We start from the raw sequence: 25,004 nt of genomic DNA on the forward strand, positions 1-25,004 counted from the left end.
ATAAGGTTCTCATTTAGTGTACTTAGGTATAAATCATTGATTCATTCCTAGTTTTTCAGACCGATTTCCTTCAAAGGTAATTTTTCCAAACCAGAAATTTCATTTACAATTTGATTTATAAATTCGTTTTTACTTTTCACCTCAGGCAACATCTTGTTAGCACTAATATTAGAATCGGCAAAACCTAGCCATTCCTTCTTACCAACATACACTTCATTGACATTAATAAATACGTTATCGGCTACGATATTACCTGTTGGAATTTCCGCATTCTCAAAATAGTTCTTAAGCGTTGGATATTGCTCTACATACGGGGGTTGATCATAATTGACAGCTTCCATTCGCTTCTCAAAAAGTCCACCTTCGTCCAAAACCCATTTAGCCCAAGATTGCAATCTATTACCAGTGCGGACTCCCACCTTACCTTCAATGAAAAAATTGTTTTTATAAATATTATCAGAGCCACCACCAATTAAAACATTTAATTTTCCGGCTTTATAGAACACATTATCAGTTACAATTAACCCACATGCGGCATCGTCATGATAAACAGCACTAGTGTTATAAATATCTGGAATATTAGCTATATAATTATACCTTACCACAGTTCCTCTTTCAGAAGGATCCCTACCATAGTAAATAGCTCCCATATCTTCTACTTCTAAACACACCTCGTGAATATAGTTATATTCAATTGTATGGTTGTTTCCATGCATTAAGATAGCTACACTTGGCAGATCGTACATTTCACTATGTATTACCTTATTTCCAACGCCTGTAAGGTGTACGGCAGGTCTATATGATTTTTCTATTCTATTTATATCATAAAACAAACAATTCTCCACAATGTTATTACCTTCCTCTAAGGTTAAGCGATTACCTCCGCCCAAAGAAACCCCACCAGCTCCTAATTGTGAAAATGTGCAGTTTACAATTTTATTATTGAATCCACCTTCTCTATTAAACGTGGTATTACTATACAAATGTTGCAGCAAACTACCCAATACTCCAGCTTTTGCCTTGCCTGTCCCTTCATGTCTATACTCGGTAAAAGCCTCTATCCCCTTCCCTACTGAAATCCCCAAACTTCCTAGATTTTTAAAAGTACATCCATCAATTGTAACTCCATTTGTGTTGGCCATAGCAATACCCATTCCTCGCGAATTCTGAAAAGAAATACCTTGTATGGTTAAATTCTCTGTTCCCTCAATTTGAAAAAACGGATCTTCAAGAATAGAAAAATCCACGCTAGAAATTTTTTCTACATCCGAAATAAAATACAGCATTCCCTCTTCAGCATCGATATAATATTCCCCTGGGGCATCTAATTCTGCCAATATATTGACACCATACCATTTTTGCCAAGGTTTTCCATTTCCATAGCCATATAGGGTAGCCGATGCTGTGCTAATAGTTTTCTTAAGCGTATCTATACTTGCTATCTTCACCATATCATCCGCATAACCATGCATAAAATAACCGGACATCCAGGCGTTTTTCTCCTTGGCCCAATTACTAATTCGCAAAGTATCATATTTAATTACCCCTCCCCTATCGGAGAAATCATCCTCTCTAGGAATAGCTCCTTTTTCTAACACTTTCCCCATGGGCACCATGCCTTTATTAGGCCAGCGAGCCAAATGCATGGCTTTTCCATTTACAAAAAGCTCACCCCAAGCAGGTCCGTAAGGTCTAGAAAACCCAACATTACGCAAATTCCCAAAATCTATAATTCCTAACTCTCTAAGGTTAACCTCATAAATGGGAAGAGAACTTTTTTTGGAACTAAATTTCAGGTCACTAACTTTTAAGTAATTAGCAGGTATATTCAACCCTCCCGATAGAACCACCTCTTGGTCTTGGTAGGCTTTAATATTAATGTGGGAATGACGATCGTCTAACTGTATTGTATTTACAAGTTTATAAACTCCGCCCATTAGATAAATGTCCACCTTTCTAATAGTGTTTCCGTCTTTCCAATTGACCGCTTTCTGCAAAGCTTTTTCCAAGCTTTTATAGGGAGATTTAATTGTTCCCCTTCCCGTGTCTTTTCCAGTAGGAGAAACATAGATTTCCTGACATATGGCTATATTACTCCATACTAATAAGACCAAACAACTTAGCAACTTTATCATCAATAACTTTGTTTTATATTCTGTTGTAACTAACAAACTCTAAAGTCCCGAAACCTCCCCATCTAGCTTCCATTCCTCTTTTACATCAATCCCTAAATGCTTTAATGCAGTAACAGTAACGTCCACCACATTTACCGGCTTTAATAATTCTCCTTGGACTACATCCTTTCCAGCTGCTATATAAAAAATAGTGGTATGCTCTGCTGTATCCTTTCCATGTCCTTTTCCGCTACCTCCATGATCCGTAGACACCAAAATAAGCCAATTTTCTTTCTGATACTCCTTTCGCTTTTTCAAAGCCTTTATTATTTCCCCAACCTTCTTATCCGTTTTCTCAATAGCACCTATGTATTTTTTATTTTCCAATGCATACCCAAATTTATGACCTGCGTGGTCTACATTGTCCAAATGCAGAAAGAGAGCATCTACATCTGTATTTTTCAAGGTCTTAATGACCTGTTTTGTTACCGCCGCATCTGTTTTCCTGTGTACAGATAGGATTGCATCGTTTTCTTGTAGTATATTATGTACAGGCTTCCAGTTGGCAATGGAGTACGTTTTTAAATTAGGCTTTTGCTCTCTTGCCCTTCTAAAGAAGTGCGGATATTCCTTGACATTCGGATTTTCATACGAATTGGAATAAACTTTATGCTTTTCTTTCCAAACGCCAGTCAACATACTGGTCCAACACACCCCGCTCCAACTTAAAGGGTCTGTCTTTGCTTTAAAAGAATAGGCCCCATTTTGCCAAAGACCGTCAAGGTTGGGAGTATGTGCCGTTAAGAGGGCATCTGGTCGGGTTCCATCAATCCCGATGATCAACACTTTATTCTGAGCTTTAACATTTAAATGGCTTACCATGAAAAGCGAAACAAAAACCCAAACAAACGGTAAATTCTTGCAATTTATTTTATTCATTCTGTTGATACTTATATTAAAATTTTTAATTATCACGCAGTTAAACTTTTAATTATTTTTTTATAACCTCTGTATAAAACAGTATTTAAGATACCTATCAATTCAAAAGATCATGTTAATTAAGGAAATCAGATGAAATTATTATTTTCGAATCATTATTATCAGGTTCCATAGTACTTTGAATAACTTCTCCATTTTTAACTGAAATAGAAATAACAGTACTATTTGGTGTATGTAGTCTAAAATCTACATCCCAGTCTTTGGGCCAGGCAGGCAATAAATGAATCTCATCATCATTGTAATGCAATAGCATACGCTGAAGTGCTATCATAGCTACCGCTCCATGATCTTGATCGGGTGTCCAATCATAATTAGGTCCCCACATAGCAGGAAATCTATAGGCTTTGTTACTTGTATTAAAATTAATTGAAGTTAATTTAGCAGCTTCATCGGTGAGTCCCAGATAGGCGGCCTTAATAGCGTTTTGTTGCCAGCCTCCTGTTTGTTTAAAAGCTCTATTATGAAATGTATTTCGGGCTAACTCTAAATCAGGCTTTCCTACACCATAAGTACGGTAAGGGAAAATAGCATACAATTCCGGATTTTCAGCATTTTGCTTTCCACTGTATTCCTGGGCAGGTGCTAACATTCTCACTCCATTCATTTCACGAATAGGAATTGGAGGCATTTCACTAATTAGTCTAGCCCACTGTGTTTTATGGGAACTACTTACTTCAGTATCCTGAAGTTTTAGTAATTCACTACAAACCTTATTTATCCCTACAATTTCCGGTAAAGGATTCACCGCCACACTGTATGTTTCGAGAGCCATGGCTGGATCAAAACGAATTTTTCCGTTCTCATCACGCTCCCAATGTTGATCATAAAAATTAATGATTTCAGAGACCACCGGCAACAAAGTTTCTTTAAGAAACACCCTATCTTTAGTAAAGGAATAATAATCGATCATCATTAAAGAAATCTCAAGGCCACTTTGCCAGTAATGCCTAATATATTTGTTTTCAGTCATCCCCAGCGGAAGTCCACTCCGACTCCTCCCATAATTTCCATCCACGTAGGTACCCCAGAAATACATTGTTTCCGGGAAGAATGCGCCTTGGTGCCCATAGTATTTTTCAGTAGCTAATTTACGGATTGGTAATGCATCACGATACATTTTAAAAAGCGGTTTCATCATCTCAAAATCGCCTGATGCAAGCATCGCCCAGTAAGGCAATCTTGTATTTTGCCACCAATAAGGGCCTCCCCATCTACGATAATCAGCATCAAATCCTTCAAACTTCCCCCTTAAATCCTTGGTATCTACCGTAAACAAAGAACCGTTAAATTTTATTGGCGAATTCCCACGACCCGAGCACGCTAACATATACCTTTGAAGTGCATAACCGCGATTAATATTATACACCTCTTCTTTATGCTTCTCTTCTCTACTACTAATTTCAATATAACTGCGATCCCAAAAGGATTGCCACCAAATTTGATGATCCTTAAAACGCTTGGTTCGTGCTTTCTTACCGATAGTATCTGAGATGGCCATCAGCTGAGTAGCCCAAGTATCCAGTGTAGCATTTTCAATTGTATGCGCAAATACGGAGACGGAAAATGATTTTACTTTTCCCTTGGAAGTTAGGGTCATTGGTCCAGTTCTCTCCAACTCTTTTGACTCCATCAATGCTCCAAAAGTCCTATATAATAAAGGATCTGTGTTGGCATCTATATATTCGTCCAAGCCCTGAAGTTTTAAATTCTCCTCCCAAATAGATCGATTATTCTGATGTGCCCATAATATCTTGTCACCATACCCTTTTAAAAGAGTGTCTCTTTCTACAATAACTTTGGGAGCCCCTTCTCCATGCAAACCATATGCAGAATGCAACTCGACAGGATTATCTAACTGACGACTTTCCGTCCTCCAAGACTCCATACTTGCCCTGGCGGTAATAGGCTTTTTACTGGTTACATTTACCTCTACTACCGGATGGTTAGCATCTACCCACACATCTATTGTCACCTGGTCATTTTCATCTCCTACTTCAATATGGATATTTCCGTCTTTCAGAATTAGTTCTTGGCGAAAAATGCCCCCTTCCTTAAACGGATTAGGCGTTAGCGACACCTTCACTTTTCCTATTTTCAACAAACGGGCATTTTCACTCCAAGCATCGGTTTTCGCCAAATAAAAGATTACATCACCATTTTTTTCGGCCCATACATTTATTCCTATATCTCCATTGCCAGCTGGCATGGAACCCAAAGAATTTTCGCTTGGGCTGCTCCATTTGACATTGTAATTATCCGTTTGGGACAAAGGCAATGTACTTTTTGGTTCTTGACCAAAAAATAACCTTGGTACCAAAAACAGAATACATACAAATAACTGACACGCTATGTTCTTCATTTTATGTTTCAAATTATTGTGTTCAAGTTTTGAATAAATTAAAATCCCACAACACGCTTTTAATTAAAGATCAATTGCCATACAAAATTATGAGCTACAGGATTCGTTTTCAGTCGGTTAATAATATCAAGCTGACATATTATTATGGACCCCGCTCCTATTTTTAATTCCCCGGCAGCCATTGCAGCTCCTTGATCTTCTACCCAGTTGGTATTCCCCGTAGATAAAATTGGTGACCAATGATCTGATAGGACGATCTTATCTAAGAATGGAGTAATATAATCTACTTCCTCATCGTACCACATTTTAAAATCGAACGGCTTAGCGTTTTCAGTAAACCTATGACCTGTTTGGGGCGATGTAAAATAATAACTTCCCATAGAGGTGTTTTGAACTTTTACTGAAGTACCACCAATATAATGATCGCCAACAGGAACGTTGTACAAAATCACTTTTTTACCAGATTTAGCAAGATTTTCTAGTTCTTCCTTATAGATATCATAATCCGCAAAGCTAGACACCCATATTACGTCGGCATCCTCCCAGTTAGGGACTACTGCACCCCCTATGTGATTTCTTAGGTAAGTGCTAGTCTTGGAAGTTTTCCCCAAGAAACCTATTCTACTAGATTCAACATTTGTAGGGCTGGGAAAGACATCGATATCCATGGTTGTCTGATCTACACTGTTCCCAGCTCCGTCAAAAACTGCGGCACGTAATATATATGGCGTTCTTTTTTTCACCTGTGGTGCATTAAACTTTATAAAGCCCTGAAATTTTGAGCTGTTATGAGGTACTTCAGCGGTATTTCTCCCAGTTTGGATTATTTTGCCTCCATGTTCTAATTGATATTTTATATAATAATCTTTAGGGCTAGTATTAGGGTCATGGGCAATCCACGATTCCACAGCTACCTCTTCCCCTTCATAGAAGTGTTTTCTATCACTACGAATACTTACTATAGTAGGCTTTAATGCATTTCTATAAGCAAAATATCCCTTCTTTGGATTCCTATCTACATCCATAATAGTTTTCATCCATCCTGCCGGCCAGGCATCAATAAACAAATGTGCGGCAAAGGTCACCATGCTAGAGTCTCTTCTAAAGGCTTCGGTAACCGTTTCCAAAGCCCATTCCTGATGGTCTTGACTAGCATCTACCCAATCTTGTAAAGAATGTTGGGTATTGTACCACATATAATGGAATTTATGGGTCTGTGCTGCGTATATCCGGTTAGCCGTCCAATTCTTATCATCCTCTTGGTCTTTTGGCAGCCATTCTTTGGGATAATATTTTTCCATCACTTCCACAGGATCCAAGGCTTCTGCCCCAAACTCACCACAACCATAGTACCAGTCCGGTTTTACCCACTGCCAATACCCTTTATATAGCTTTCCTATCCCTAATCCTTGGCCGTTATACCAAGTGTTGTAACAATGATTATCTGGCAATCCAGGTGTAGGTGGATCGTAATCCCCATCAGACTTTTTAATTACCCTGTCCGGGTTTTCCTTAAGTACTGCCTCGTCCATGGCTCTGAATAGGGAAAAATATTGCTCTGGAGTGGCCATGTTTCTATGCGGATGGCCTTCTCCATTCGGGAAGCGCTCATTGATATAGGTTATAATCACATTACTGGGGTGGTTCCGAATTAATCGCTCCATTTCGGAAACCTGTCTTACACTTTCTTCCCATTGGTTATAGCGAATTCCCCCGAAAGTGGGGAAATCGGTCTGTAACATAAGCCCCAGCATATCAGCATATTCATAGATTTCTGGTTGTACGGGACGTTGAGTCATCCTTAAAAAGTTCATATTGGTCAGCTTGGCCAATAAGATATCATCAATCAATTGATCCCAATCTTTTTTAAAAACATCTTGCTGTAGGAAGCCCATGGTATTTGCTCCCCTTAATCTTATTTTCTTGTTGTTAAAATACATTCTTCCCTTTGGAATAGAGACCGTATCCATCGTAAATGAACGCATTCCAAAAGTTTGTTTTTGGGCATCTACAACTACATCATTTTCATCCAATACATTTATTTGTGCTTGATACAACCATGGTGTATCATTACTCCAGGATCTAAATTCAGGCATTTTAACGTAGTAGGTAAAATAATTGGGACCATAGCCTAAATTGGTCCTAGTATGTTGCCAATCCGTTGGTTTTTGTAAATCTCCAATCCCAGGGATGTGCAAAGCAGAGGGTACTATAAGGGAATCTTTAACAACAACGGATTCAAAGTTTTGTCCAAATATGGAAAGGTTAAAGCTAATTGGCCTACGATCTTCATGATAGTTGTTCACTTCTATACGAACTTCCACCATCTCTTGATCGTAAAGCGGCCTTACAAAAACATCGTTGATATGAATTGGGTCTCTAGATTCTAAATAGCAGTCTTGATATATCCCCATGCCTGCAGCGCCTTGATGTCCACCATCATAAAAATTATCGTATCCAAGTCCGGTTACCCCATAAATCTTATCACCAAAAAAACGTTCTTTCCCTGCAGCTACAAATCCGGTAGTAGTATAATCGTTTTCTACTTGTATCAAGAGTTCATTTTCACCTTCCTTGGCATACTTACTTACATTAAACTCAAAAGGGGCAAAAAATCCTTCATGGGAACCAACATAAGCACCGTTGAAAAACACGTGGGCCTTATAATCCACGGCTTTAAAATGGATAAAAAGAGCTCGGTCTTGTAACATTTCCCGAGAAATATTTATCTTTTTATAATAGTAGGTAGTTGCCCTGCCATAAGGCGCATCGAAATGCGGAACCTGTACGTTCTTCCATTGACCTTCCCCGTTAAGGGTTCCCTTAAAGTTTTGTCTATCTTCGGGTGTTTCTTCTCTCCATTGGAACTCTGATAAATACACCCGATCTCGTGTTGCTTTAATCTCTGGAGCCTTGTTCTCCATAAAGGGAAGAAACTTTTTCTTTAAGACTTCGAGCTCCTTATACAACTCCTTTTTAGTACTGATTTCTGGCACCTCTTTAAAGGAATATTTTTTTCCTTTACTGAGAGGAATTTCGATTTCAGGCAATTTGGGAGGAAGTTTTTCCTCCAGCAGGCTCATTCGTTCATTTTGTATTTTATTCCCGATCTCTGCAAAAAAATCGGTCTCCTGGGCATAGAGGCCCGATAGGCCAAGCAAAGCACTGATAAGGAACATGCAAACTATTACAACAACTCTAAAAATCTGAATCATAACCTAATACATAATGGATTTTAAGTAAAGAAAGTGCCATTGTTAAATGTCAATGGCACCTCTTACACTCAACTAACTAAACAACACTACAATTAACTTTATTAATATCCCGGATTTTGCTCCAATGGGTGTTCTAAATTTGCATCTATAGCGCTTTGTGGAATTGGGAATAGATTATGATGCAGTTCTACTGCTTCTACATCTGCTGGCCATCCAAATTCCTTCGTCCTCTCATAAATCATTCCCAATCTGGCCAAGGTAAACATCCGCCATTCTTCACCCCAAAGTTCTCGAGCTCTTTCATCTAAAATGAAATCAATGTTGACGTCGGAGGGAGTAATATCTGAAGCATTGGAACGCTGCCGAACCGTATTAATATCCTTTGCTGCATTTGCTAAATCGTCATTTTTCATTAATGCCTCTGCGCGCAAAAAATAGGTTTCTGGCAACCTAATCACATAGGCATCTCGCACATAGCCATTGTCCGGAATAGCATCAATATGCTTATCGGTTCCCATTTTAAATATTCTCGGAAAGAAATAACTTAGTGTATCATCCCTACTGGTTAACCATTCTTTTCTAATGGTATCCCCTGGTTTTAGACTAACTTCAATTTCGTTACCATTTGCCAGTGTTACACTAGACACATAGGTGGTATCCCTATCGGTTTGCTGTCCATTTACAATAACTTTAGGTGCAGTATATATTCTTTGGATATTATGATGAGCATTTCGGTTGTCATTATCTGCATTCTTCCATACATCATATTTAAAATAGTTGTTCGGTTTTATCCAAGCATTCCCCCTACCGGTCCAATCACGCGCAGGCCCTTCGAATCCAAATTTATTTGCTCTCCAAAAAGTTGGCCAAAAGGTTCGCTCAAACAACGGTCGGTCATAAATATTAGTTCCTCCAGATACGTTTCTTTCGAATTGTATGGTCCAGATAGACTCCTTATTTCCATCATGGTAATTTTGATTCCCCATTCTAAACAGGTCCCAATACGCATCCTTTCCCTCCTCATTACTACGGGTACCAAATCTACTCTGCATTAAAGAGTAATCACCATCCGTGCCATCAATAACTCTAGAGGCAGCAGCTATTGCTTTTTCGTACATATCCTTATCACCTGTTTCATCCCCTAAGCTTATGTAGACCTCGCTTAAAAAATGATCGGCTGCAGCACGTACAGCTCTTCCGGGTTGATCCGTAGTTTTTGTCATATACTGGCTCGCAAACAATAAATCTTCCAACGCAACTTGATACGTCTCTAATCTAGTAGCCCTTTTAAAATCCAATTTAGGAGATGTTACCGGTTCCAAAACAATGGGTACCCCTCCAAACAAGGTAGCAAGGTTACGATATGAAAAGCCTCTGAAAAATCTAATTTCCGCTTGGATCTCCAACTTTTGATTCTCATTTACCCATTCTATTTGCTCATTTTCTGTTTGTAACAAAAGCTCGTTACAGTTTTTTATCATTTGGTAATTACGATTGTACCAATCATTAGGAAACTGACTATGAGAACCTAGATTATTCCAAAAACTGTCTGTTTTCTCCAATCTTGTTGTACTCGCCATAACATCTGTACCGTATCCGTTCTTGATAAAATCACGGGCGCCATCTGCACTATTGAAATAGGCTCTGGTTTGCCTGTACATTTGATTAAGTCCAGTTTTAAACTGCGCTACGTTTAAAAAGGCATTTTCTGTTGTAAATCGATCTTTTAAGTCTTCTTCCAAGAATGCGTCGTCGTCACAACTTATACTTAGAAAAGCGAATAGGACAACACTTATTTTTATTATTGATATTTTCATTTCTACTAAAATTTATTTGGATTAAAAAGTAACGTCAAGTCCTAAAGTAAATGAACTAAGACCGGGCAGCGAGTACTCCCCAATTTGAGTAGCACTTTCAGGATCCCATCCTATCCAATCAGAGATTGTTAATAGGTTTTTACCACTGGCATATATCTTAAGGTTCGAAATATTTGCCTTTTCAATCAATTTCTTATTAAAGGTATACCCAAGAGTAAGGTCCTGAAGTCTTATAAATGAGTGGGATTGATAAAATCCATAGCCGTAAGGATTATTATAATCTGGTCTTGGATACTTGTTGCCTTGCCGCTCTGGTGTCCAATAGGGAAGATTTAACCATTTAGATGCATTAGGAACCAAGGCCCCCATTAATCCTTTTCTATTTCCTGCCAAATAATGATTGTTTCCACCATCTATATAGTTGAAATTAAAGTATAGATTAAAGTTTTTATAGTTAATGGTATTAGACATATTCAGCGTGAAATTAGGCTTGGTATAACCAATTATGGATCTATCATCTGTAGTTATCTTTCCATCAGGCACCCCATCCGGACCACTTATATCTTTGAATTTCACATCCCCGGGTCTAGCACCAAAGGTTTCTTGATATTCTATATCTTCGGTTTGCACAATTCCATCAAACTTATAATCGTAGATAGCTCCAAGAGATTTCCCTATAAACCATCTATTTCCTAGATCATCGTCCTCTACTCCGTCACCATCAGAATCGATTCCATAAAGGCTTACAATCTTATTTTTGTTTTTCCAGTATGTAAAGGATGTTTCCCAAGAGAAGTCTTGATTCTTAATATTAACGGTAGTCAGATTAACTTCTAATCCTTTGTTATTGATCTCCCCTATATTGGCTAATATGCTACCATATCCGGTCATTATGGGCAGTCTTCGGGTCATTAGTAGGTTCGTAGTTTTAGAATCATATACCTCTAAAGAACCAGACACTCTATCCTTTAATATAGAAAAGTCTAAACCAAGATTGGTAGCATTCGTTTGCTCCCACTTTAACCCGGCATTTGCCAAGCTAGACTGGTAAGCAGTATTCACTGTTTCACTTCCAAAAACATAGGACGAATTCCCAACCCTTGGCAAGGTGCCGTAACTTCCTATAGATGGGTTCCCATTTTCTCCATAAGACAATCTAAGTTTTAAATGATCTATAAAATTCACCTTATCCTTTACAAAAGACTCTTCAGAAATAGTCCAAGCTAAGCCTAGTGCCTTAAAGTCACCAAACTTATTACCAGGTGCAAATCCAGAATACCCGTCACGCCTATAACTAAAAGTACCGTGATACTTATTATCAAAATTGTAGTTAACTCTGAATAAATATGCTAGTTGATTCAACTTGCTATAACCCGTATTTACATTTCTCTTCTCATTATTACCAAGTTCAAGAGCATGTACTCCTAATGCCGTGCTTCCCACTTCTTCAAAATCGGAAGCAGATAAGTTAGAATGTTTGTTTATTCTTTGCTGTCTTTCAGACATTAAGGTTGCACTTATATTATGAACATCTGCTATAGAGGTATTATAAGAGAGTATGTTGTTGAAGAGATAACTGTCTGAAGTGGAATTATTTTTATATCCATTGGCATTCTTCAAATATTTACCTGGATTGTTTAATTCTTCAATTTTTAATGTATTTACATAATACTTTTCATCAGTAAATCCTTCGCTTTCGCTATGATAGCGATTTGCACTATAATTGAATCGATATTTTAACCCTTTAATCCATGGGAGTTGTATTTCGGCAAAGGCCGTCCCTCGGTAATTGTATCTCTTTTCCAGATTATAGAGTTCGGTACCAAGTAAGGGATTGCTCCATGTGGTAACTGCTCCTGGGTATCTTTCCAACCAATGTTCAAAGCCAGGTTCCTGAACATTTTTATATCCAAAAGGACTAATGTAAGTTGCAGTGTAAAGATTTGCAGAGTTTCCCGAATAATCACGTATATCTGCATTTAAAGAGGCTCCTACTTTCAACCAACTTGTTACATCGGTGTCCAACTTTAACAGAACAGATTGTTTTTTAAAGTCGTCACCGACAACAATTCCTGTTTGATCTAAAACATTTCCAGAAAGGTAATAATTCACATTATCAGTAGCACCAGAAATACTTAGTTGCAGGCTTTGAATAGAAGCTTGGCGTGTTACTTCATCAAACCAGTCGATGTAGTGACCTTCTTGATACGCCTGATATTCTTTTTGATTTAGGATACGCTGTAAATCTAAGTCTCCTCCAGTGGCACCCCCAGATTTATACACATCTTGTCTAAATGTTAGCGCCTGTTCTGGATTCATCATATCGGGCTTATTAGTCCAAGTCTGAATTCCATTATAAGCACTCAAGTTGATCTGAGGGATAGCGGTTTTTCCTCTTTTAGTTGTGATTATTATCACACCATTAGCAGATCTAGATCCATAAACGGCTGCAGCACTAGCATCTTTCAATACGTCTATGGAGGCTATATCATTCGTATTAATGCTAGAAAAACCACCTTCGTAAATAAGACCATCAACGACCAATAAGGGGGAGTTTCCGGCAGAAAGGGAGTTCTGACCTCTCACTTGAATACTCGGTTGTCCACCAGCTGAGGTTACATTTCCGATATTAAGACCAGTTACCTTACCCTTCATAGCCTCAAGGGCATTAACGTTGGCTATGTTAGCTATTGGACTATCTTCTATACGAATACTACTAACGGATCCTGTAAGATCCCTTCTCGTAGAAGTTCCATACCCAATAACTACCACTTCATCTAGAGCGGAAGCATCTTCTTGCATTACCACATCTAATTGAGTTCTTCCTTCAAGTTTTACCTCCACCGATTTTAATCCCAAGAAGGAAAATACCAACGTGGCATTAGGATCAGCTACATTAATAAGGTAGTTACCATCAAAATCTGAAACCACTCCATTAGCAGAATTTTTCTCTACTATATTAACGCCAAAAACTGGCGTTGAACTTTCATCTGTGACTTTACCGGTCACTTTTATCGACTGTGCTCTGGCAAAGGATGTGAGTCCCAAGAATACACCGATAAACATTAAACATGTTCTTTTCATAAATTCTATGCGTTTGATTATTAGCGATTATTTAACATTCAATATTAACTAACACATTAATTTTATGATAGAACATATCCGTCTAATGCTATATCAATATCGGAACACTATAACTTTATCGGGAAAGACTAGTACAATTCCGGGCTTAGGCATCTTTATACTACCCAAAACCATATATTTACTTCTCATATTAAGTGGTTTTCAAATGAGTTTTCGAAAATTATTATTGGTATTTATCCCTATTCTTTTTTTGGCAGGAAAGAGTAGCCAAGCCCAGTTTATTAATTACTCTACAAAAGAAGGTTTATCTTCTAATAACATAGAGCACATTAGTGAAGATGAGGATGGGTTAATATACATATCAAGTTTTAATGGACTTAGTATATTCAACGGCACAGATTTTCAAGTTTTAAACCAATACAATAAAGAGGGCTTTAGTAGTGAAATATCAGCCGTTCTACCACTCAATAAAGGTTTCGTCCTTATAGGCTCCTTGGACAAGGGCCTTTTTCTTTTGGATAATTTTAAGCAAGATATAGTCCCCCTTAAGATTTCATCTATCCCTTTAGATGCCACTGTATCCGTTAACACACTTTTCTTGGATAAAAATAAGAATGTATGGCTCGGATTAAAGGATGGACAAATCATAACTTTTAAAAGCTCCGAAATAACTTCCCGTACATCATCAACTAGGAAGGTTAAGAGCTCATTGGTCTCTACAACATCCTTTGCTATTAACACATTTATTGAATCCAATCAAAGTATTCTGGCTGCTGGAAATGGTTCTAAGGTTATTAGAATAAATAAAGAGAATTCTAATTTCATTATTGATTACCCCTTAGAGTTTAAGGGTGTGAACCAAATACGTAGTATGGCTTTTATTAACAACTCCCTATTTGTTGGTACCAATAGCGGACTTTATAATGTAAATACAACTCATTACCTTAACCAACCTATCCCCACTACAGTTAAAACCCCCTGGAAACTAACTAATTCCATTATTAGAAGTATATCCCTGCACCAAGATAAACTGTGGGTTGGCACAGAAGGAGACGGACTATATAATTTTTCCTTGGATGGAAGGGAGCTAGATCACTATTCCTACTTAGAAAACAAACGCAATTCCATCAATTCCAATTACGCTTTGTTTACAATGGTAGATAGTAATGATAACTTATGGGTAGGCACTTGGTTTGGAGGGGTAAACCTCCTAAACTTAAATGAGAGTAAATTTCAGTTTGTCTATGACAGTAGGAGCGAAATAAACTTATTCTCAAATATCATATGGAATATTGCCACTACTCCAGAAGGTGATTTATATCTGGGAACCCATGGAAATGGATTGTGCATATACAATCCCTCAGAAAAAAACTTTGTATCCATCCTAAACGTAGCAGAGATAAATTCCATTTCTGCCCTTTATTATGACCTTGATCTAAAATTACTGTTTATAGGCACTTGGGAGCATGGCATTAAGGTTTTTGACCCAACAAAAGGAATGCTGGTAGAAAATAAGTTCAACTTTGACAGCCTTGCGTCCGAACGAATTTACACTATTACCAAAGGACCGGACAATAAATTATGGATTGGGAGCTTTAACAATGGGTTATATAGCTACTCTTTTAAGAACCACCAATTAGAAAAATTTCAACTTTCAGATAAAAAATCTTTGGCCAATACTGATATCCGTTGTTTACTTGCCGATAAGGAAAGAAACCAATTATGGGTTGGATCAACAAAAAACGGACTGTTTTCTATTCAATTTAACGAAGGAGTCGTACAGGAAGCCATTCATCATCCCAACTTTAAGGGTACCAATCAAAAGATTATCGCAGAAAGCCTTTATAAGGACTCTTTAAACAATATCTGGATTTTATGCCGCAATGGAATAGGAAAACTAGATTCGAAACAAGCTCCTTTCAAATTACCCATTTTAAATGGAGCCATCACTACAGGAATGATCGAGGATATGCAACAGAGGCTCTGGATCAGTACTTATAAAGGTATTTATGTCTATGAACCAACCACCCAATCAACCACCCCTTTTTTAAAGGAATATACATTTTCTGACCTCTATTTTGATCCAATAAAGGATCTCATATTTGGAGCCTCGGACAATGGCTTACTTGTATCCAAAACGGATACCACCATAGAGAGACCCCACCTACCCAACATATATTTCTCCCGGTTGAAAATATTAGATCAGGAAATTAAACCTTTAGAAAGTTATAAAGGGACTACGGTTTTACCAAAACACTTAAATTATTCGGACACCCTAAGACTACCTCATTATTCACAAACATTTTCAATAGACCTAAACGCTATTTCCTTTATAGAAAACTCAAAAGACCAGTTGCGCTATCGTTTAAAAAACTTCGAATCCGGTTGGAATATTTCCAACAACCTCTCCGCAACAGCCTCATATACTAATGTACCTCCGGGAACTTACACTTTTGAAGTGCAAACTTCCAACTTAAAAGGCGGGTGGGAGTCTAACAACATACGAACAATAACGATTATTAAAGAGCGTCCTTGGTGGACCACTTTCTGTGCATATTTCATCTATCTTATTCTTCTTTCCTTCATAATTTACATTGTCTACAAGGAGATTAAAAATCGTATAAGAATTAAACAGGAACTAAAAATTGAAAAAATAAAGCAAGAGCGAGAATTTGAAATTTATCAGCAAAAGATGGCTTTTTTCACCAACATATCCCATGATATAAGGACACCCTTAACATTAATACTTGGACCATTAGAAGAAATAATAACCACCAAATCTTTTGAGAAAGAAGTTGAATCCAAACTACAGCGGATGCTCAAAAACACAAGAATACTTTTTAGTTTGGTAAACCAGATTTTAGACTTCAGAAAAGCGGATACGAATAACATAAAACTAGATTTAAAGCGAATCGAATTAAATTCATTTGTTCAAAACATTCACTATCAGTTTAGTGAACTAGCACAGAACAAAGAAATAGATTTTGACATCTCCTCTCCTGAAGATAAAATATGGATAGTTGCAGACCCTCAAAAACTAGAGTCAATATTTTTCAATCTGCTGTCCAATGCTATCAAATTTACGCCAAAATATGGTCAGATTATGATTCATTTCAACCAGGATGAAGAAAATACGGTAATTGTGATCAAAGATACGGGAATGGGTATTCCTGAAGATGAGTTAGAAAACATTTTTACTAGGTTTTATAGATCTAAAAACAACAACCATTTGCCAGGAACAGGTATTGGTATTGCATTAGTTAAGAAATACATAGATCTACACCGCGGCCACATTGAAGTTAAAAGTGCAGAAAACGTTGGATCAGAATTTATCATACACCTTCCATTACTTCCAAATCAGGAGGGGTACCCGAAATTTGTTACCGTTAATGAAAAAGACATAGTCTCTCCATACAACGAGGTAGATACGAAGAATGTTTCGAAAAAGCCAACAGTGCTAGTAATTGATGATAGTTATGACATAAGGGAATACTTAAGGGAAATATTACAACAGGAATATAATGTTCTCGAAGCTGAAAATGGAACCATAGGCTTATCCATAACCAATAAAAGATTACCAAATCTTGTTATCTCGGATGTAATGATGGAAGGAATAGATGGTATTGAAGTTTGTAGTCGCATAAAGACCAACTTAAATACCTCCCACATCCCAGTTATACTTTTAACAGCAAAAAACACTATGGAAACTAAAATTGAAGGATTTGAAAAGGGAAGTGATGCCTATTTAGAAAAGCCTTTCAACAGCACATTATTATTAACTATGGTAAAAAATTTAATAGAGCACAGGGAGGCATTGAAAAAGAAATTCCTACTATCCACCTCTGTTTCAGATCAATCCACCCCCTCTTCAGTGGATGAAGAATTTATAGAAAAAGTAATCGAAATTATTCACATCCACTTATCCGAGTCTGAATTTTCCGTGCAGGAGCTCGCAGAAAAACTTTTGATGAGTCCGGATCAACTTTATCGAAAAATACGGGTCTTGACCGGTTTATCCGCCATTCATTTCATACGACTTATACGGTTAAAAAAAGCAGCAAGCTTATTATTAGAAAATAAATATGCAGTAAATGAGATAGTTTATATGGTGGGCTTCAACAACCCATCTTATTTCACAAGATCCTTCAAGGCAGAATTTAAAGTACCTCCCAGCGAATATGCCGAATCCCAAAAACCCAATACGGGATAAGTAAGAATAGAAATGCCATTAACCCTAAGAAATCCCATCACAAAAAATATTGATGGAGATACAAATTATAGCCAAGCGCCTTGCCACTTGGTGTAAACTGCCACTAAAGAAATCGTTTCCTTATGTTGATAGGACTGGCATTACCAGGACGGGGTTTGCCTATTTTATAAGTGGTGGTATAGGGCTCAGCTGGGCAATCCTTACCGGCATCTATGATGGACCATCCAAATTTATCCATAATCAATTGGCGAGCGGTTGTTCCCTCACAAAAGGTAGTCTCACCTACAAAAAATGAAACTCCACGCCGTAAGTCTAGCATACTCCACCCTTTTAGGAGCTTGTCGTAATTAGCGGTAGACAATCTGGAATTCATAAACATCATTTCCATCTTATTAGTCCTACTTACATCCCAGCCACTAATATCTTGATTGAAGGATTTTGCACCATGGAACATAAAACTCATATCTCTTACCTTCCCAACATCCCAGGATCCGATGTCCTTATTGAAACGTACAGCACTACTAAACATATGCCCCATATCTGTAACACCACTAACGTCCCAATGACCGATATCCTGATTTAAAGATCGGGCACCGTCAAACATCCCTCGCATACTGCTAACCTTCGAAAGATTAGGAGCATCCGCGGCATTGATTACCACATTGGAACATTTATAAAAACTCTTTTCCATAGAATCCCAAACCTGGTTACCCCACTGCTCCACGGAAAGTAATTTTTTAGAGTCCGAATGAAAACTGAATTTAATATGTGGAAAGTCGCCACTAATTTTCACAATATAAATCCCCGCTCTAGAATAGGTATGCTTAGCAGCCCCCCTATGGGAAGTGCTATACCCATCTCCCCAATCTACCGTATAATTAAAAATTCCCTCCCCTATAGGGATTTCTATACTCTTGGCATCGGTTTTTCCGGGATTATCGGTTTTCCAGGTAGTGATAAATTCGCCCTGTGCTAATAAACTACCATAACTTAAAAAACAGAAAAAGGATAATAACAATGTAATGGTTGGGGTTTTCATGGTAATCAAATCACTAAACTTTGGTTCTTGGTTAGTTCGTTAAAGGGAAATAAGAAAGATATTTTACATGCTTTTTTCCGTTACCAACTTGTCAGAATTGGTCAATATAAAACCATCTATAAAAGTGCGAATTTTCTTTCTATACTTCAAACTACGATTGCAAAAAAACTACATTAAACGAGAAATATTGCCATTAAACGGATAAAAAGAGTGTTCAAATCAAATAAGAACACCTACTAGAAGATGGAATTACATCCCATAAGAAGCTGTAAAAGTGCACTATAAGCTATCGGCCTCAAATTTTAGCGCATATTCACTTGGACTAAGGTCCATTTCACTTTTAAAAGCCTTACTAAAAGAGCTTCTACTTGAAAAACCGCATTCCCAAGCCAAGGCCTCTATGGTATTAGTTTCTAAAAAACCTATTTCGATTAATTTTTTTGCATGCTCCATGCGCAACTTATTCTTGTAGGCGGTAAAAGAAATCCCGTAATATTTCTTTATAAAATAGGAAAGATGGTGTGCTGGTATTTCCAATTCCCTAGCACATTTGGTAACGTTAAAATCTTTTTCCAAATAGCGTCGCTCCTGTTGCAAGTTTTCCAATTTGGATTTTATTTTGGTTTCCTCCAATCCAAATTTTTGTTCAGAAGATGGATTGATAGCTTTTTCAATTTTTACAGGCTGTTTTTTAATTCGAGGGTAACCGTGAAGAATTGAGGGAAAGTAAATAGGAATAACACCTATGGAAAATATGATAAGATACAGTATCAATGGTATAAGGGCCTTACTGTTTTTATAATGAAACAATAACTCCAACACACTAGATCTCATCATGTTTTCTAAAGCATATAGCATAGCCAAAATAGAAAAGAGCATCAAGAACACCCAAAAAACCATCAACCATTTATTCAAGATAACCTTTTGGTCTTCCTTATTATCTTCCCTAATAAAATTTCGCAACTTGGGCCATACCAACACTAATGTGGAAAACTGCCACACATGCCGCATAAGCATATGCTGATCTAAATTTAACAACCAATAACTTACATGAAGTCTGTTTTTTGGGTCGGTGATAGCCTCATGCAACATACTGTCATATAGCGCATCTGGCTGCAAATAGACGTAGCTTACATCAATCACACTTAAAATAAATGGGATAAATAATAATAGGTAGCTATTCTTCCATTTAAATTCATCCTCTATAATTGTTATAAAATAAAAGTAAACAGGGATGGCAATTACATTATAAAGCATCAGTGGCCATAAAAAAAACCAGGGAGCTAGTGCCAAATTTCCACCATCTATGATATAGGCCTGAACTGTGTAGAATGAGAGCAATAGGTAAAACCCACCCAAAAATCCAGTGGCCTTGGGGTTGGTAGACTTCTTTAGGAAAAATATGCTTGTTAGGATAAAACCAAAAATTCCTGTTATCAATAATATATCACTCAAAATAATACTTTTATAATTCAGGGGCCACATTCATTAGACTACTTAGCTTATTGATTAAACCCCAGTTTGCTCCCTGTAAACAAAAGCTATCTTGGAAACTACCACAGTTTCAGATCCCTTCAATATAGCCAAGAATAAATCAAAAAAAACAGGGCCTAATCAATAATATCACTCTCTATAGTCCCGCGATGGAAAATCCATGATCTGGGTCTAAACATTTACATAGACACTTCAAATAAACGGAAAGCAGTAAAAACCACCAACATTAATTTAAAGGAAATCTTTAGCTACTATAAACTTTTACGTACTTTACAATACTCTTAAAAGATAATTGGGTACGGGAACAACCCCTTAGTGGTGATGTCGCTTCATTGACACCAATAAATCACTTATACTTATTTAGAAATCAATATTGGAAAGGGTATCCATGGCCGTTTCTATTAGATCTGCATTTCCATGAAGCAGGTCATTTTTTGTAATCTTATGCCTTAGGTCTGGCACAATGCCCAGATCTTCTATTGGTTCCCCATTATTACGAAGAATTCTACGGACGGCTACACTTAAATTAGCTCCTTTTGGCATTGGTTTCAGAGGAATTCCGTCTAGAACTTGATCTGCCATAAGACCCCGCAATATTTCATGACTCCAGACATTTGCCCCTCCTGCACCAGTATTGGAGTGGATTCCTATAATCTTCCCTAGGCCATGGTCTTGAAAGCCTGCAGCGAACATATCGGCCGCACTGTAGCAAAGGGCATCGGTAATTAAAACCTTTGGTTGGGGAAAAATACTTTTCAACCGTTGCCCCCCTTCCAATTTCGTAATTGGATATCCCCTGGAATAACGGTCTCCCGTAACTTTTGAAAGATTAATTGAACGAATCCAATCCGACAGATCAATGATATCATTCTTATCTCTATATTTCTCGCAAAGTTGAAGCGTCAGTTCCGAATTAATAAACTGTGCGCACTGAAATTCCATAGCCCCTTCCGTTAGGTGTGCCAATAAAAGATCACTGGCTGTAATTAATCCGCCCCCATTCCCTCTAATATCCAATATGAGACCGTTTATAGGATCCTCCTCCAGAATTTTGAGTACGGAAATGAAATCTTCTACAAACTTTTCTGCATTGGAAGCGGCAAAACTATAGATTCGGATATACCCAAAACTTAGACCTTCCGAGGATTTTTTTACAACCTTCCCCTTCATTAAATCCGGGTAGTTCTTGGGACGGGCCCACGAACTCTTTTTTTGGGGAGGTCTATTTTTGGTTGCCCCACCATATAGGGTTCCCTTTAACCCATTAACCGACAAGGTGTCGTAATCAAAACCATAGGACAACATGGTAGCGTTTTTTTTCTGTTTGTCCAGATCAAATTGGGGCGGGTGATACGAAACCAACCATTCAAATTGGAGCTCCAAATATGTAGCCGTTTCGGGATCAAAACATTCCAATTGGACCCTATGTTCAACTGGCGGACTGGAAGTCCCCAAAGATCGTATGGTAAGCGTATCCAACCCCCTTGCATCCCTAGCTGCCTCATTACTCCCCGATTGATTTTCGGAGTTTAGCGCTATCGCCTTTTTTATTGGAATATTGTTCCAGTACAATACCTCCAGTCCAGTTTTATAATCCGGGTTATCCATTAGGATATCCCTAAAATAAGTGGTGATGATATATTTAGGCTCAGTATCGAAGGGAGTGGGATAGTATTCTTCAATAAGAAATGGCAAAAAAGCAAACCTATTTTTATACGGTCTGGGAAGAATGTATTTAGTGTGCAGGTCTCTAAGGGAACTGAAAATATGTAGGAGTTCCTGATGAAACTTATAGTCGTCCTCTAACCGCTCCGGATGATATTTGGCATCATTTTTAATGTTGCGCTTCATTAAATCAATTCTGTGTATTGGATGTACGGCATACATAGACCTCTTAAGTACCTGATGCACATATACTTCTCCAAGGATAAGTTTCACCTGGTCCAAAATGCACAATTTCTCCCCCACGGATAAATTACTGGACATTTTCTCGAAGGTTTCCAAGGGAATGGGTTCCTCCAAGTTTATTAATTTCAGTCCCTCTATATTATAATCGCTGTGCATTAGGGACAAAGACGACCGGTCATAGAAATCCGGCAATTCCTTTCTTATATATGCCGGTAAGGGATGGTAGGCCATTCTTCTAAAATGCTCATCGTCTTCCATTACCGTTAGCTTGTCCAAGGGAAGCGGTTTGGCAATTTCACTGAAGGGGATGCCCCCTCCCCATTCCAATTGCGCCTCGTCCAAATCCGCATCGGCACCCTCATGATGATCGGTTACTAAAATCCATTCAGTATTCAAGGGGTTATCCGATGCAGTCAATAAAGGACTCCCATTGGCCTGCTCCAAGTTGGCAGCCAGCTCATTTAAATTATTGAGACCCCGTGCTATTTTATCCTTGGCTGCTTGAAGAGCCACGCCCTGGAGAATATTATCGGGGTCCGACTCCTTCAGGTAGAGGTATCTGGTAGAATTCGCTATTTTAAATTTTTCTATATGTAGGGGGTCAAAATCAAATTTTTTTATAATTCTGTTTTGGGCACATCTAGGGACTCCATTAATAAAAATTCCCAAAAGACTTATTTCCGAAGCCTGAATTAACTTGTAATACGGATCACCTTTGTAGCCATGAACAACAATCATATCTGCCTTTTTCCCCGTTTCCAGTGATCCTAAGGCTCCTTCCCATCCCAGTATACGGGCAGGATTGGAAGTAACCATACACACCAATTCCTCATTAGAAAAAACAGGCGCATCATATTCGTATTGACTTACCAGATAGGCAACTTTTAACTCTTCCAATAGATTTTTACTCCCGCTGGGCGACCAATCGGATCCCAAAGCGATCAATATGTCATTGCGCTTGGCCGCTTTAATATTGGCCGTACCACCGTAAAGCACCAAATTACTCATTGGGGACCAGGTCATGGACCCTCCATGATCTCCTAAAACCTTAAAATCTTCAGGTTCTAAGCCGGCACAATGTATCCCGTTTACCTTTGGGGTGATGGCCCATTGACCATCGGAAATCCGTAGGTTGGTAAAAAAGGACCTTGCCCTTTCGTCTACTCCTTCCGCAAGATGCAACAATCGGGTCTTTATTTCGGACAGGGAGTCCTTAAATGCCTGGGCTCCCCCTGGTCTAACATCGGCAATTTTGGTGAGCGCTTCCGGCAAGGCGTCCTCATTGGTTTCTTCTACATTCCTGATAACCCCATGGAAAACCTTTTTAGTAAGGCTAGAATTAGCCAAAGTAATCCCCTGTGAGGTAGTTACCCCACCCACTAGACATTTACATTCCACATATCTAACAATTGCCTGCGGAAATCCGGGGGATTTGCCCAAGGTTTGCATGGGACCGGTTACATTAATACGATAGCCTTTTATCCCCTTCCATTGGGAATGGTTCCTATACTGTTTATCCGCTATCCAGTAGGGTAATATATTATAGGGAAGATGGTTGTGAAGCTCAATCATTCCCGGATAAATGGTTCCTCCGGATTTAATGACATCTGCTTTTTTGAAACCGTCGGGAAGTCCTTCATTCACTTTCCTAATGCCCACTATGTTCCCATTTTGCACAAATACCCTCCCCCTATCCAGAACCCTGCTATCCTTATCCATAGTAACGATCCTGCCCTCTAGAGCATACTTAAGATTAAAATTGGGATGTATAGGATGGTTGGGCATGGGTTAGATGGATTGCCAAATTATATTCTTCACCCTATCCGCGGGGTCTCGTTTGCTATTGGTTCCATGTGTGCCATGCCAATAAGGAAGGCCGTAGGGCAAATCATATCTAGGGATATCGGCCATATGCAGCGTTTGGTCCCAATTTCCGGAATACGGGCTAAGATCCAATGCGGAAGCATCATCCGGTGTCAAAAAATCTGCAATAGGCGCTAACTGGTCATTCCAACTGGGATGAGTAGTTTGCTCCGGAGCTGTTGGATGTACCAAATTAAAAACCGTAATATTCTTGGAATTCTCCCAATGATTCAAGGCGTGCTTGGCTCCTGCCCCAAAAGTTAAAATTGCTTGGATGGGATTTTTTTTGATGAAGGTATTTATCAAATCATCCCGAAATGTTTTAAGCGTAGGTTCCAAGGAGACTCTCCGCATTTCCGTATCAAATTGCCCTTTAATGCTATAGGCAAATGTGTTTATAATGATATACGACCGGGTGATGCCCACCTTGTTTAAAAATTTTTGTAACCGTTGTCCTGCCGATCCCACGAATGCTCTTCTGGCAATCGCTTCGTCGGTTGATGGGTCTTGACCAATGATCAACACCCTAGCGGTATTGTCCAGTCTTCCCCTATACAAGACCCCTCCGAAGGCCGTTCTAAAACGCTGGGAAGGATGGTGTAGATAATAGTCATCGGAAAGTTCGGAGAATTTTTGAAGCCAAAATGGCGGTGGACCTGGATCGTACTCATTGTCCATTGCTGCACGTTGTATACCTTGGGCAGCAAGAAAAAAGGAATTGGCGCCTAGGTCATTAATGGTTTTAATATTAAACGCCTCCTGTAAAAGAGCCGCATCTTTAGGGGACACCCCTTTTAAAGCAGCAACCGGCAGCTCTCCCAGTTCTTGGATCGATTTCTGGTAGTGGTCCTTTATGATAAGCTTATCCAAGGCAAACGACATAGGATTATATTTTAGCTATT

General features: G+C 38.4%; 11 protein-coding genes. 1 reads left to right on the forward strand and 10 read right to left on the reverse strand.

The window, feature by feature from the left end:
• Window positions 1–47: 47 nt before the first annotated feature.
• The 6 genes from F1E73_RS04880 to F1E73_RS04905 form a co-directional block, all read right to left on the reverse strand.
• Entirely contained in the window at window positions 48–2,135 is a 2,088-nt protein-coding gene (locus tag F1E73_RS04880) for a right-handed parallel beta-helix repeat-containing protein (RefSeq protein ID WP_150451266.1), read from the reverse strand.
• Between the two features lie 39 nt (window positions 2,136–2,174).
• Window positions 2,175–3,053, reverse strand: a complete 879-nt coding sequence (locus F1E73_RS04885) for an alkaline phosphatase family protein (protein ID WP_150451267.1) — start codon at window positions 3,051–3,053, stop codon at window positions 2,175–2,177.
• Between the two features lie 115 nt (window positions 3,054–3,168).
• The gene (locus F1E73_RS04890; protein WP_150451268.1) at window positions 3,169–5,472 is read right to left on the reverse strand and encodes a DUF5703 domain-containing protein; all 2,304 of its coding nucleotides are present in this window, start codon (window positions 5,470–5,472) and stop codon (window positions 3,169–3,171) included.
• Window positions 5,473–5,531: 59 nt separating this feature from the next.
• A complete protein-coding gene (locus tag F1E73_RS04895) occupies window positions 5,532–8,687 on the reverse strand; it encodes a sugar-binding domain-containing protein (RefSeq protein ID WP_150451269.1) in 3,156 nt (1,051 codons plus the stop codon).
• A gap of 101 nt (window positions 8,688–8,788) precedes the next feature.
• Window positions 8,789–10,504 (reverse strand): RagB/SusD family nutrient uptake outer membrane protein, encoded by a 1,716-nt coding sequence (locus F1E73_RS04900; RefSeq protein ID WP_150451270.1) that lies wholly within the window; start codon window positions 10,502–10,504, stop codon window positions 8,789–8,791.
• 21 nt (window positions 10,505–10,525) lie between these two features.
• Entirely contained in the window at window positions 10,526–13,588 is a 3,063-nt protein-coding gene (locus F1E73_RS04905) for a SusC/RagA family TonB-linked outer membrane protein (RefSeq protein WP_150451271.1), read from the reverse strand.
• Window positions 13,589–13,793: 205 nt separating this feature from the next.
• Between F1E73_RS04905 and F1E73_RS04910 the strand changes: the two genes are divergently transcribed.
• On the forward strand, window positions 13,794–17,798 hold the full coding sequence (locus tag F1E73_RS04910; protein ID WP_191088984.1) for a hybrid sensor histidine kinase/response regulator transcription factor: 4,005 nt from the start codon (window positions 13,794–13,796) through the stop codon (window positions 17,796–17,798).
• Between the two features lie 103 nt (window positions 17,799–17,901).
• Here the strand turns inward: F1E73_RS04910 and F1E73_RS04915 are convergent, their stop codons facing one another.
• The 4 genes from F1E73_RS04915 to F1E73_RS04930 all read right to left on the reverse strand — a co-directional run bounded on the left by F1E73_RS04915 (window position 17,902) and on the right by F1E73_RS04930 (window position 24,984).
• Window positions 17,902–18,837, reverse strand: a complete 936-nt coding sequence (locus F1E73_RS04915; protein WP_150451273.1) for a BspA family leucine-rich repeat surface protein — start codon at window positions 18,835–18,837, stop codon at window positions 17,902–17,904.
• Between the two features lie 279 nt (window positions 18,838–19,116).
• Window positions 19,117–20,292 carry a helix-turn-helix domain-containing protein gene (locus F1E73_RS04920; protein WP_191088985.1) on the reverse strand — a complete coding sequence of 392 codons (1,176 nt, stop codon included), beginning with the start codon at window positions 20,290–20,292 and terminating at the stop codon, window positions 19,117–19,119.
• A 399-nt stretch (window positions 20,293–20,691) separates the two neighbouring features.
• Complete coding sequence (locus F1E73_RS04925) at window positions 20,692–24,024, reverse strand: S41 family peptidase (protein WP_150451275.1); 3,333 nt, start codon at window positions 24,022–24,024, stop codon at window positions 20,692–20,694.
• Between the two features lie 3 nt (window positions 24,025–24,027).
• Window positions 24,028–24,984, reverse strand: coding sequence for a uracil-DNA glycosylase family protein (locus F1E73_RS04930; RefSeq protein WP_086476321.1), 957 nt, complete (start codon window positions 24,982–24,984; stop codon window positions 24,028–24,030).
• Window positions 24,985–25,004: the final 20 nt, after the last annotated feature.

Origin of the sequence: Arenibacter lacus, from assembly GCF_008711145.1 — a bacterium.
GTDB classification, from domain to species: domain Bacteria; phylum Bacteroidota; class Bacteroidia; order Flavobacteriales; family Flavobacteriaceae; genus Arenibacter; species Arenibacter amylolyticus.